This window comes from Streptomyces polygonati, from assembly GCF_042650325.1.
Taxonomy (GTDB): domain Bacteria; phylum Actinomycetota; class Actinomycetes; order Streptomycetales; family Streptomycetaceae; genus Actinacidiphila; species Actinacidiphila polygonati.
Window position 1 is genome coordinate 125488 of the sequence record NZ_JBHSBB010000008.1, and the last position, 12346, is coordinate 137833.

Below are 12346 nucleotides of genomic sequence, written 5' to 3' on the forward strand. Positions count from 1 at the left end.
CCGTGGTCATCTCGGGGATCAGCCGCCGACAGCCTTGGACCAGCCTCCGGCGACGGCCTTCTGGGCCGCTACCAGCTGGGCGGGGGTCGGGAACGTCGCGGTACCGGTCACCGGCGGGAGCTTGGCGGCAGCCGCGGAGTCCAGCGTTCCGGCCGTCTGCATGGCGGCCATCTCGACGGGACGCGAGAAGCCCTGCAGGAACAGGTTCTGGCCCTCGGCGCTGTAGAGGTACTCCTCCCACAGGCGGGCGGCGGCCGGGTGCGGCGCCCACTTGTTGATGGCCTGGCTGTAGTACTGCGCGTACTGGCCGTCGGCCGGGATGCTGACCTTCCAGTCCAGGCCCTTGGTCTGGAACTCGCTGGCGTAGCCGGCGTTGAGGTAGTCCCAGTCGATGCTGATCGGGGTCTCGCCCTTTTCGACGGTCGCCGGGGTGGACTGCACCGGGTTGAAGTTGCCGCTCTTCTTCAGCTTGCCGAAGAAGTCCAGGCCGGGCTGGATGTTGTCCAGCGAACCGCCGTTGGCCAGCGCGGCGGCGTACACCCCGCCGAAGGCGGAGCCCGACTTGGTCGGGTCGCCGTTCATGGCCACCTGGCCCTTGTACTCGGGCTTGAGCAGGTCGGCGAAGGTCGTCGGGCACTCCTTGACGCGCTTGGCGTCGCAGCCGATGGAGACGTAGCCGCCGTAGTCGTCGTAGCGCAGCCCGGTGGCGTCCTTCTGGTTGTCCGGGATGTCGGCCCAGGTGGCCACCTTGTACGGCGCGAGGATGCCCTGCGACGCCGCGCTGAGCGCGAAGGAGTTGCCCAGGTCGACGACGTCGGGGGCGCGGCCCTGGCCCTTGCGGGAGGTGATCGCGTTCACCTCGTCCTGGCTGGCGCCGTCGGGGTTCTCGTCGGCGACCTTGATGCCGTACTTCTTCTCGAAGCCCTTGATGATGCTGCCGTAGTTGGCCCAGTCCGGGGGCAGCGCGATCGCGTTGAGCGTGCCCTCCTTCTTGGCGGCCGCGACCAGGGCGTCCATGCCGCCGAAGTCGGCGGCGGAGGCCGCGGTGCTCTTGTTCACGGTCGTACCGGCGGAGCCGGTGGCGGCGGCGTTGCTGGGCGACGAGCTGGAGGCGGAGCCGCAGGCGGACAGACAGAGCGTGGCGGCGGCGATGCCCGCGGCGAGGGTGGCCGCGCGGGCGCGATGGAGTGTCACGGATGTTCTCCTGAAGGACGACGGGAGGAATGCAGGCCCGCCGGTACGCCTTGTGGGGTGGCTGTACGGCTTGGGTTGGCTGCACAAGAAATAGTTGCCTGTACAACTTGGCCAAGTAGGCGGGAGTCCGGTGAGCGGAAGGTGAACGGGCGACCTATCCCTGGGGCCTGACGCAAGAACGTCCGATCCTTCGTGGCGGACGCTGTCCGGGCGGTTGACATGCCCCTGATTCGTAGCTACCGCCAATCCGGGAACCGCCCGGTTTCCCCCAGTGCCGGGCGAACCGGGCGCCGGGCCACGGCCGTTGGCCGCGCCCGCCGAAGGCGCGGTGGATTCCATGCGGCCGGCGGGGTCATTTCTTGACAACGACTTGCCCAACGCGAGAAGCCGCAAGGCAAAGCTGGCGTACAGAATCACCCAAACGCGTTGTTGACGTGCTCGCGTCATCACTAGGGTCTTGTCGGTTTCACTGGAGCCTCACCCGGCACCAGCGGCACTTCCGCATCCGCACGCCCCCCGGTAACCCACCACAGGAGGCAGTACGTTGCGCATCTCCCTCACCCCGGCGATACGTCGTGCCGGTCTACCCCTGATAGCCGTCGCCGGACTCGCCGCGACCGCTCTCGTCATCGCGCCGACCGCCCAGGCCCAGCAGCCGGCCGGGGCGGCGCAGCCCGTCCACACCCAGCGGGCCTGCGCGATTCCCGCCAGGGCCGGCGACATGGCCTGTAAGGCCCTCCGTGTCACCAGCGGCACCGTGCACGCCGCCAGGACCGCCACCGTGACGCCCGCCTCGGCCAACGCCGCCACGCCGACCGGTTACGGCCCCACCGATCTGCGCGCCGCCTACGGCCTGACCGCCGCCTCGGCCGCCAACGGCGCCGGTGAGACGATCGCGATCGTCGACGCGTACGACGACCCCAACGCCGCGGCCGACCTGGCCAAGTACCGCACGTACTACGGCCTGACGGCCTGCACCGTCGCCAACGGCTGCTTCAAGAAGGTGAGCCAGACCGGCTCGACCACCTCCCTGCCGACCGCCGACAGCGGCTGGGCCGAGGAGATCTCCCTCGACCTGGACATGGCCAGCGCCATCTGCCCCAAGTGCAACATCCTGCTGGTCGAGGCCACCTCGCCGACCATGGCCAACCTCGGCAAGTCGGTGAACGAGGCCGTCACCCTCGGCGCGAAGTTCGTCTCCAACAGCTACGGCGGCTCGGAGTCCTCCTCCGACACCAGCTACGACTCGTCGTACTTCAACCACCCGGGCGTCGCGATCACCGTCAGCGCGGGTGACGCCGGCTACGGCGCCGAGTACCCGGCGGCCTCGAAGTACGTGACCTCGGTCGGCGGCACCGCCCTCAGCAAGTCGACCAACGCCCGCGGCTGGACCGAGTCGGTCTGGTCCACCTCCAGCACCGAGGGCACCGGCTCGGGCTGCTCGGCCTACGACGCCAAGCCCACCTGGCAGACCGACACCGGCTGCGCCAGGCGGACCATCTCCGACGTCTCGGCGGTCGCCGACCCGGCCACCGGCGTCGCGGTCTACGACTCCTACGGGGTCACGGCCGGCTGGTACACCTTCGGCGGCACGAGCGTCGCGTCCCCGCTCATCGCCGGCGTCTACGCGGTGGCCGGCACGCCGTCCGCCGGCTCGTACCCGGCCTCCTTCCCCTACGCCCACAAGACCGCCCTCAACGACGTGACCACCGGCTCCAACGGGAGCTGCTCCGGCTCCTACCTGTGCACCGGCAAGGCCGGCTACGACGGCCCGACCGGCCTCGGCACGCCGATCGGCACCACCGCCTTCACCGGCTGACCGTCCCGACGTCCCGGTGGGGCGGGGCGGATCTCCTCCGCTCCGCCCCACCGGGGCCGGCGGCGTCACGGGCGCCGGGCCGCCAGGCGCTGCTGGAGACTGGCGTGGCGGAACTGGTGGAGCGGGCCGGACTGGCGCAGGATGCCGCGCTCGTGGGCGTCGTCGAGGAAGGCCATCAGCCGCCAGGGGAGACGGCCGCTCAGCGCGAGCCAGCTTCTGACCAGGACGAAGGCGCCCCAGGCGGTGCCGGACACACCGATCATGCGGTCGGTGGTGATGAAGGCGAAGGCCATCGCGCAGCCGAGGCCGAGGCCGGTGGCGGGGCCGTAGGCGAAGGCCGCGGTCAGACCGGCCCCCGCGGCCACCAGCGGCCCCGCCGCCAGGGCGCGCAGCAGCGCCGCGGCGCGGTCGTCGCGCAGCACCGTCTTGGGGCTCACGGCCCGCGAGATGTCGGCCTCGTTGTCGATCCAGACGTGCAGGCTGTCCACCACGCCCATGGCCAGCCCCATGGCCACCGCCAGCAGCGCGAAGGTCAGCCCGGTCGCGGGGTCGGCCGTCAGGCCGAGCGACACACCGAGGGCGCCGCCGAAGACCAGGCCGATCAGCAGGCCGACGACCATGCGGTGCAGGATGCGCAGCAGATGGCCCTGCACCCGGACCGTCGCCCGGGTCGGCGACGACCGCCCCTCGTGCACGACGAAGCCCGCGGCCAGGCCGGCCAGCATCCCCACGGACGTGCCCTGCGCCACACCGGCCGCCAGCTGCCCGCGCAGGACGAGGGGCAGGCCGGCGCCGAGCCCGGTGGCGAGGGCGACGACCCGTCCGATGATCGGGCCGGGCAGCCGCCGCCCGAAGTGGACCACGGCAGGGGAGAAGGCGCGGACGGTGGCCAGGACGGTGAGGGCCGCGCCCGCGGCGGCCCCGGTCCGGAATCCGGTCATGGTGCCGAGGATGACCGCGGCGGGGACCCCGGCCGCCAGCCCCACCGGGAAGCCGGTGGCCAGCCGGGGCAGCGTCCCCCGGGCGGCGGTGGGCAGCTGCCACCAGGCCAGATCGGTGGTGCCGCGGTCCTTCAGCCACCCGGCCAGGAAGATCAGCCGGCTCTGGGCCCGCCGGACCCGGTAGGCGTCGCGCGGCCCGGAACGGGGATAGGCCGCGGTCACCAGGTTGTCCAGCAGATGGCGCTCGATCGCGCCGGAGTCCGCGAAGGCGGCCGGGTCGGCGAGTTCGCCCGGTGTCGAGCGCGGATGGCGGTAGACGACGCAGGCCAGCCAGATCATCAGCGGGATCTGGAGCGTCTGGGTCACCGCGCTGCCGCCTGCCCGGTCCAGCAGGTCGAAGACGGTGTCCCAGCGGCCCGGCGGCAGTACGGCCGTGGTCGCGGTCAGATAGCTCTTGATGGCGGGCCCGTCCACTGGGGACAGCTCGACCACCGCCGCCCGCGGCAGCCCGCCGCCGTAGGCCTGGACGGCCTGCCGGTACTCGTCGGTGCGGCTCGTCATCACCACCGGGACCTCGTCGCCCAGTTCGGCGATCTTCTCCAGCGCGGCCTCCCTGGACGGCTCCGGTATCTCGTCGAAGCCGTCGAGGACGAGCAGCAGGCGGTCGGACCGGACCAGCGCCGTGGACAGCTGGACCGGCGGGCCGCCGCCGAGCGGGGGGAGCGACAGCCGTTCCAGTTTCGGGTGGGAGCGGACCAGCTGCCGGGCGACCCAGCGGGCCAGGTCCTCCTCGGGGTCCCAGGACGCGAGGGACAGCAGCACCGGCACCCGCCCCTGCCCGGCGCGCATCTGGAGCATGTCGCGGGCCAGCCGCCGGGCCAGCGAGCTCTTGCCGCCACCGCCCCGGCCCAGCACGATCAGCCGCTGGCGGGGCAGCCGCTGGGTGAAGGTGTCGTAGATGGTGTCGTACTCACCGGCCAGCGACGGCGCCCGGACCGTACGGCCGCGGGCCCCGAGGTCGTCCCAGCCCACCCCGGCCATGGCCAGCTCCGCCTCGCCGGACACCGACCAGCGGACCGGCAGCGCGCGCGGATGACTGGCCCGGTGCCGCTCGTCCTCCAGGCTCCACTGCCGCGCCAGGCCCTTCGCGAGCGCCTCGACGACGGCTTCCAGCTCCATCGGCTGGCGGCTGCCGCCGTGCCGCAGCCAGTCCGCCAGCCCCAGCGCCGGTTTCTGGACGACGGCGGCCACCGCGAGCAGGCCGCCGCCGACCCCGACCCACTGCGTCGAGCGGTCCAGACCCTGCGCGCGCAGGAAGAAGGCCAGCGCGAGGACGGCCGCCGCCAGGATCAGCAGTCCGAGCGTGCCCAGCAGTCGCCGCAGGACCCCCCTGGCATCCATACCTGATGATGACCCCAGGAACTTCCCGGTGCCAAGAGGGTGTTGTCGACCCGTACGTCCCCTATGGGCGTCCCTCGCGAGCGCCTACGCTGACCGCCATGGATGCGCCGAAGACCGGGCCCGCGCCCGCCCCTGGCACCGACGGCCTCGAACAGACCGTCCGCTCGCTCGCCCCGCTCTCCCGGCTGCCCACCTCCGAGGGCGAGCGGGAGGCCGCCGAGCTGATCCGCCGCCGTTTCGAGGCCGCCGGATGCCGCACCCGGGTGGAGCGGGAGAGCGCCTTCCCGTCGTACGCGGTGCCGATCGGCCTGCTCAGCGCCGGCGCCGCGGTCGCGGGGCTGCTCGCCGGGCGGGGGAAGCGCACGAGCCGCCGGGAGGCCGCCGCCGGGCGGCGGGCGGTGGGTGTGCTGGCCGGGGCGGCGGCCGTCTGGGGGATCGTCGACGACATCACCGGCGGGCGGCTGCTGGCCCGCCGGGCGCTGGTGCGGGCGCGTACGACACAGAACGTCATTGCCGAGACCGGTGACCCCGAGGCCGACCACACCCTGGTCGTCCTCGTCCACCACGACGCCGCGCCCTCCGGCGTGGTGTTCCAGCAGCACCTCGAACGCTGGCTGGTGACCCGCCATCCCGGCGTCGCCGAGCGGCTGGACAGCAACCCGCCGCTGTGGTGGCCGGTCATCGCCGGGCCCGCCCTCGTCGCCCTGGGCAGCGCCCGCGACGCCGATCCGCTCCGCCGGCTGGGCGTCGCGCTCTCGGCCCTGTCCGCCGCCGCGCTGGGCGACATCGCCTCCCGGCCGGCCGTCCCCGGAGCCAACGACAACCTCAGCGGTGTCGCGGCGGCGGTCGCCGTGGCCGAGGCACTGCGCGCCGACCCGGTCCCGGGCCTGCGGGTCACCTTTGTCTCCGCCGGAGCGGAGGAGGCCCTCCAGCAGGGCGTCCTCGCCTATGCCCGCCGCCACTTCGGCCGGCTGGCCAAGGACCGCACCTGGTTCCTGACCCTCGACACCGTCGGCTCCGGCACGCTGGTGATGCTGGAGGGCGAGGGCCCGGTGCGGATGCACGACTACGGCGGGCGGTTCAAGGACCTGGTCGCCGACTGCGCCCACCGCGCCGGCGTCCCGCTGCGCCGCGGCCTGCGCTCCCGCAACAGCACGGACGGCAGTGTCCCGCACCGCCACGGCTTCCCCACGGTCACCGTGGTGTCGGTGGACGACCGCAAGCTCATCCCCAACTACCACCTCCCCAGCGACACCCCGGACAACGTCGACTACACCTGCGTCGCGAACGCCGCCCGCCTCACCGAGGCCGTGGCCCGCCGACTGGCCACCGCACAGGCCCTGCGGCGGGACGGTTCGGCGTAACTCCGGACCATCCGCGCATCTCGGCCCCGAGACTTGACGGTTCGCGTCGGGCGGCACTTGAATCAGCGGGAACCGGAGCCACTCGTTCATCATCATGAACAGGTGGTACGTGCCGTCCCCGGGTGCCCGCGCACTGACCTCGTGGTCCGAGATCGGCAGCGACGGCACATCGCGCAGGTCGCGAACGGCCGCGCAGGCCAATGGCGGACCTGTCGCGGGCACCGGGTTTCGCCGGTATGTCCGGACCACCCCCCACACAGTTCACCCACGCGGCCGGCTTTCAGAGCCGTGTCCGCTGTTTTGGAGCACTTCATGTCTGTGTCGCATCGCAGGTCGACCTGGTCCCGCCGCAAGGTCCTGAGCGCCGCCGCCGGTGGTACGGCCGCCGCGGCGCTGGGAGCGTTCGGCGTGGCCCGCGCGGCCACCGCCCCCGCGGCGGCCGCCGGCAGCGCGCCGGGAGACGTGGTCGGCAAGATCACCGTCGGGTACCAGGGCTGGTTCGCCGCCAAGGGCGACGGCGCCCCCATCAACGGCTGGTGGCACTGGACGCAGGACATGGGACAGGCGCCCTCCCCGTCCAACACCGGCATCAAGTGCTGGCCGGACATGCGCGAGTACACCCACACCTACCAGACGGCGTACGCGAACCTCGGCAACGGCCAGCCCGCCACGCTGTTCTCCTCCTACGACCAGCAGACCGTCGACACCCACTTCGGCTGGATGCGGCAGTACGGCGTCGACACCGCGGCGCTGCAGCGCTTCAACCCGGTCGGCGGCGAGGGCCCGACGCGCGACGCGATGGCGGTCAAGGTGCGCGGCTCGGCGGAGTCGCACGGGGTGAAGTTCTACGTCATGTACGACGTGTCCGGCTGGACGAACATGCAGTCCGAGATCAAGACGGACTGGACGAACAAGATGAAGGCGCACACCGCCTCGCCGCAGTACGCGACGCAGAACGGCAAGCCGGTGGTGAGCATCTGGGGCTTCGGCTTCAACGACGACAACCACCCCTTCACCGCCGCGGCCTGCCTGGACGTCATCAACTGGTTCAAGGCGCAGGGCTGTTACGTGATCGGCGGCATCCCCAAGGAGTGGCGCACGGGCGGCCAGGGGACGCGTACCGGCTACAGCGACGTCTACCACGCGTTCAACATGATCTCGCCCTGGATGGTCGGCGCGATCGGCAACGCCGGCGACTCCGACAACTACTACCAGAACGTCAACCTGGGCGACCAGGCCGAGTGCGACGCCCACGGCATCGACTACCAGCCGTGCGTGCTGCCCGGTGACGTCTCGGCCCGCCAGCGGGCGCACGGCGACTTCATGTGGCGGCAGTTCTACAACATGGTCCGGGTGGGCGCGCAGGGCATCTACATCTCGATGTTCGACGAGTTCAACGAGGGCAACCAGATCGCCAAGACCGCCGAGACCCAGGCCATGACACCCACCAACTCCGGCTTCCTGGCCCTGGACGACGACGGCACCGCCTGCTCGTCGGACTACTACCTGCGGCTGACCGGCGACGGCGGCAAGATGCTCAAGGGCCAGATCGCGCTGACCGCCACCCGCCCCACCCAGCCCGTCGTGTCCGGCGGCGGCACCCCGCCCACCAGTCCCGGCACCGGCCAGGTGGTCAGCCTGCGCGCGGGCGTCAACAACGACTACGTCACCGCGGAGAACGGCGGCGCCGCCGCCCTGATCGCCAACCGCACCGCGATCGGCGTGTGGGAGCAGTTCGACCTGCTGGACGCCGGAAACGGCGGCATTGCCCTGCGCGCCCACGCCAACAGCCGCTATGTCACGGCGGGTTCGTCGCCGCTGATCGCCGACGCGACGGCGATCGGCGCCGCGCAGACCTTCCAGCTGATCCACAACTCCAATGGAACGGTCAGCCTGAAGGCGCAGGCCAACAATATGTACGTCACCGCTGAGAACGCCGGCGCCGCGGCACTGATCGCCAACCGCACCGCCATCGGCCCCTGGGAGCAGTTCGCCCTGATCACCGACTAGCGCACCGGCTCACCACCCGGGCCGGGGACAGCGTCCCCGGCCCGGTCGCCTTCGTCATGTCGCCCGCGCGGAGGGCCTGGCGCCTATTCGGGGGTGGCGGTGTACGGGGTGGACAGCTCGGGCGGGACGCGGACCGCGATCAGGGCGATGTCGTCGGTGCTGGTCTCGCCCAGGCCGGCCATCAGCCCGTCGCAGAAGGAGTCCAGCGGTTCCCGTGCCAGCGCGGCGGCGTGCTGGCGCAGCCGGGTCATGCTGTCGTCCAGGCCCTCGCTGCGGCGTTCGATCAGTCCGTCGGTGTAGAACAGCAAGGTGGACTCGGGCGGCAGCGACTCGATGGCGTCCGGACGGATCGTCTCCGGGGCGACTCCGAGCAGCAGGCTGCGGCCGCCGCCCAGGAAGCGGGTGTCGCCCTCGCGGGTGACCAGCAGCGGGGCCACATGCCCGGCCGCGGCGTACTCCAGCTGCCAGGGACCATCGGACTCGGGTTTGGTGAGCAGACCGTACAGGCAGGTCAGGGTCTGCCCGGGGTAGAGGATCTCGTTCGCCACGTCGAGCCGGGCCAGGATCTTGCCGGGTGGCTCCTTGCGGTCGCAGGCGATGCCGCGCAGCATGTTGCGCATCTGGCTCATGGCCACCGCGGCTCGCAGATCGTGGCCCGTGACATCGCCGATGATCAGGGTGAGGGCGCCGTCGGGGAGCGGGAAGGCGTCGTACCAGTCGCCGCCGACCTCGGCGCTCGCCCGGGCGGGGGAGTAGCGCGCGGCGATCTCCACCGGGCCGCCGTGCGGCAGGTCGGGCAGCAGGGACCGCTGGAGGTGCTCGGCGGTGTGCGCTATCTGGCTGTGCAGCCGCACATTGTCCACGGTGATGGCGATCCGGTGCGACAGGTCCTCCAGCAGGCTCAGCCGGCCGCGCTGGGGCAGCCCCTCCGGTCCGGTGCGCACCAGGGTCAGCACCCCCAGCACCCGGCGGCGTGCCCGCAGCGGAATCAGGATGGCGCTGTGCGCGCCGAACCGCTGAAAGGTCCGCAGCTCGGCGCGGTGCAGGGCGTCCGCCGCCTGCTCGGGCGGCGGGAATTCGGTCAGCCGCAGCGGCCCCGCCCCCCGTAGCGCCCGGGCCAGGGGAGCGGGGGAGAAGGCGTCGGCCGGTGGCAGCAGGGCTTCGAGGAAACCGGGAGACAGCGCCTCGGGCTCACGGTGCTCCAGCAGCACCCGGCGCAGCCGTCCGTCGTCCTCCAGCAGATCGACGGCGCACCAGTCGGCCAGCGCCGGTACGAGCACCCGGGCCAGCCGGCGCAGGCCCGTGTCCAGCTCAAGGGTGCTGGACAGCGCCTCGGAGGCGTTGGCCACCAGGGTCAGCCGCTCCAGGGCGTCCTGCACGGCCCGGTCCAGATCGAAGGAGTCCTCCCCGTGCTGGGTGCTCACACCGCCTCCTCCCTGCCTGCGCGCCCCCGCGCACGCGCGCCGCGGGTCAGCCTCCACAACATCACACCTTGGAGGCCGGCACCCGCCGGAGGGAATCCGGACGGGGTGGGCGGCGGGCTACCCCTGGCCCTCGTGCGAGTGGGCGCGGGCGCGGCTCAGGGCGCGGGGACCGGGGATGACGGCGGCGCCCTGGGTGACGGCGAAGAACCGCTCCAGACCGGGGACGAACACGCTGACCGTGCTCACGCCGTTGCTCGCCCGGCGCAGGGTGCGGGCGTAAGGGGTGTATCCGCGAGCGCCGAGCCGGGCGGTGAGCCGCTCCGCGTGCTCCTGGGGGGTGAGGGGCGCGTCGGTCCCGGTGAAGGGGATGGTGGTCGCGGTGCGCAGGTGGGGGTCGAAGTCCGCCTGGCCGGCGGCGAGCAGCCGGGGCCGGTGGCGCAGCGTCCGGTAGTCCGGCGGGATGCGGTGGTCGGCGGCGCGGAGCGCGCAGAGCTGCAGGAGCTCGCTCAGGGCGCTGTGGGCGGCGTACTCGGAGGACAGGGAGGCGCCCTGGCCCTGGGCCGGGCGTCCGCCGGCCGAGGTGACGTGCGCGCAGTAGGCGGGGACGCCCAGGTCGGTCGTCATGTCGATGAGGTGGACCGGGCGGGCCAGCCGCTGCTCGGCGTGCGAGTGGAGGCGGGCGAGGTCGGCGGGCAGGGTGGCGGGGTCCACCTGCCGCAGGGGTGGCGGCGTGGCGGTGAGGAAGGTGGTGGCGAGCAGCAGGGAGAAGGCGTCGCGCTCGACGACCTCCGCCAGCGCGTGCACCAGGGCCTCGGTGTGGGTGGCCCCGATGGCGCACCCGCTGTTGGTGCTGTAGCGCGAGACGGAGGTGTATTCGAAGCCGTCCCCGGCCCGCTCGCGCAGCTCCGCCGCCTGGATGTCCAGATAGCTGGGGCAGGTGAGGAACAGCGGGACGTCCAGGGCGCCCGGGCCGGAGACCGCGGTGTGCCTGCGGCAGGCCATCGGGGTGTCGGGGCCGTGCCGGAGCAGCGCGACGGCCGGGTCGTCGGCCAGCTCGCCGGCCGCCAGCTCGTGCGGGCGGCGCAGCACCAGCTCCGCGGAACTCAGGCCGGCGGCATGGCTGTGGTGGTGCTCCAGCGCCTCGTAGAGCGCCCCGACCAGGGCGACCTGGAAGGTGCCCCGGCCCGAGCCGCCGGCGCCCCGCGCGCCGGTGCCGTCGCCGCGGTGCAGATGGCAGCGCCAGGCGTCGCCCAGGTCGGTCAGCCGGGGTGTCAGCTGGGCCTCCGCCACGGCGTTGTGCCCGCGGGCCCAGGCGCTGCTCAGATCCAGCTCCCGCTCTCCCGCCTGCGGCGCCCGCGGTGTCCGCGCCGTCCGTGTGGTCCGCGCCGCCGGTACCGGTACCGGTGCGTGTCTCGGTGTCGTCATCCGCCTGTGCCCGGCCGGTGGAGCCGGGTCGCCCCTTTCACTCGTAGCGATCACCGCACGTCGCGCCCGGACGCCGGGTGGACGCACACAGGTGCGGCCACCCGGGCCCGGACGGTACGGATCAGCTCTCGCCGCTGTCCGTGAGCGCTGCCTCGAACCGGTCGAGCCGGCTCTCTTCCATCGCGGTCATCTCCACCCCGTCGCAAGGGGCGGGGAAGTCCCAGGGAGCGAATTCACCCATAGCGATCTCCATCACTCTGTGTTGCTGTCGGCAACCACTGTGCTACCCAGTGCCGTCCGACCCCATACCGGAACAAAGGGCAGAAACGTTCCGTCCGCTCGGTTTCCTTTCCGGGGCCGGTTTCGGGATCCCGGCTCCCGCGGCCGGCCGACCGCCGACGGCGTCGTTGTTCGATGTTGTGCAGGGCTGTGCCGAACCCTTCACGCGCGAACGGGGTACGGGTGTGCCGGTGGGCGAGGCCGGTCGCCGCGTTCGTCGCGCCGCTCGGCGCCGCCCGGGCCGTTGGGCCAGCACACGGCACCGAATCGCGTTGTCGAAGTTTCAACGGCCAGGGTTGTCAGGTCCCTTGACTTGTCCGGGCGGCAGCGGTTAGCTCTGGGCGGACCTGGTGGAAATAGTTTGATTCTGTCCACTGCCGCGCTGCGGGACCGCGGATCACTTCACTGCGGCAGTGCGGCCGCTCGTCGGTTCGGCCCCAGGTCCGCACTGCCGGCGCACGGCTCGGCCCACGAGCCGCCGCGCCGGTC

7 protein-coding genes are annotated in these 12346 nt (G+C 72.6%); 3 read left to right on the forward strand and 4 right to left on the reverse strand.

The genetic code is table 11. From position 1 onward, the window contains the following. Positions 1 to 18: 18 nt before the first annotated feature. The gene (locus ACFO3J_RS09270; protein WP_386427972.1) at positions 19 to 1194 is read right to left on the reverse strand and encodes an ABC transporter substrate-binding protein; all 1176 of its coding nucleotides are present in this window, start codon (positions 1192 to 1194) and stop codon (positions 19 to 21) included. Between the two features lie 544 nt (positions 1195 to 1738). Between ACFO3J_RS09270 and ACFO3J_RS09275 the strand changes: the two genes are divergently transcribed. Next, complete coding sequence (locus ACFO3J_RS09275; protein WP_386427973.1) at positions 1739 to 3013, forward strand: S53 family peptidase; 1275 nt, start codon at positions 1739 to 1741, stop codon at positions 3011 to 3013. Positions 3014 to 3078: 65 nt separating this feature from the next. On the opposite strand, the gene ACFO3J_RS09280 is transcribed toward ACFO3J_RS09275, so the two are convergent. After that, on the reverse strand, positions 3079 to 5355 hold the full coding sequence (locus ACFO3J_RS09280; protein ID WP_386427975.1) for an NACHT domain-containing protein: 2277 nt from the start codon (positions 5353 to 5355) through the stop codon (positions 3079 to 3081). A 98-nt stretch (positions 5356 to 5453) separates the two neighbouring features. Here ACFO3J_RS09280 and ACFO3J_RS09285 point away from each other — a divergent pair, with 98 nt between their 5' ends. Beyond that, entirely contained in the window at positions 5454 to 6719 is a 1266-nt protein-coding gene (locus ACFO3J_RS09285; RefSeq protein ID WP_386427977.1) for a M28 family peptidase, read from the forward strand. A 312-nt stretch (positions 6720 to 7031) separates the two neighbouring features. Continuing rightward, a complete protein-coding gene (locus tag ACFO3J_RS09290) occupies positions 7032 to 8729 on the forward strand; it encodes a xylosidase (protein WP_386427978.1) in 1698 nt (565 codons plus the stop codon). An 83-nt stretch (positions 8730 to 8812) separates the two neighbouring features. Here ACFO3J_RS09290 and ACFO3J_RS09295 read toward each other — a convergent pair whose 3' ends face one another. Then, positions 8813 to 10153, reverse strand: a complete 1341-nt coding sequence (locus tag ACFO3J_RS09295) for a PP2C family protein-serine/threonine phosphatase (protein ID WP_386427979.1) — start codon at positions 10151 to 10153, stop codon at positions 8813 to 8815. 117 nt (positions 10154 to 10270) lie between these two features. After that, entirely contained in the window at positions 10271 to 11578 is a 1308-nt protein-coding gene (locus ACFO3J_RS09300) for a YcaO-like family protein (RefSeq protein WP_386427981.1), read from the reverse strand. Positions 11579 to 12346: the final 768 nt, after the last annotated feature.

Bases quoted from the DNA above. Each gene is read 5' to 3' on its own strand.
- ACFO3J_RS09280 (WP_386427975.1), bottom strand. From the start codon at position 5,355: ATGGATGCCAGGGGGGTCCTGCGGCGACTGCTGGGCACGCTCGGACTG.
- ACFO3J_RS09285 (WP_386427977.1), top strand. From the start codon at position 5,454: ATGGATGCGCCGAAGACCGGGCCCGCGCCCGCCCCTGGCACCGACGGC.
- ACFO3J_RS09290 (WP_386427978.1), top strand. From the start codon at position 7,032: ATGTCTGTGTCGCATCGCAGGTCGACCTGGTCCCGCCGCAAGGTCCTG.
- ACFO3J_RS09300 (WP_386427981.1), bottom strand. From the start codon at position 11,578: ATGACGACACCGAGACACGCACCGGTACCGGTACCGGCGGCGCGGACC.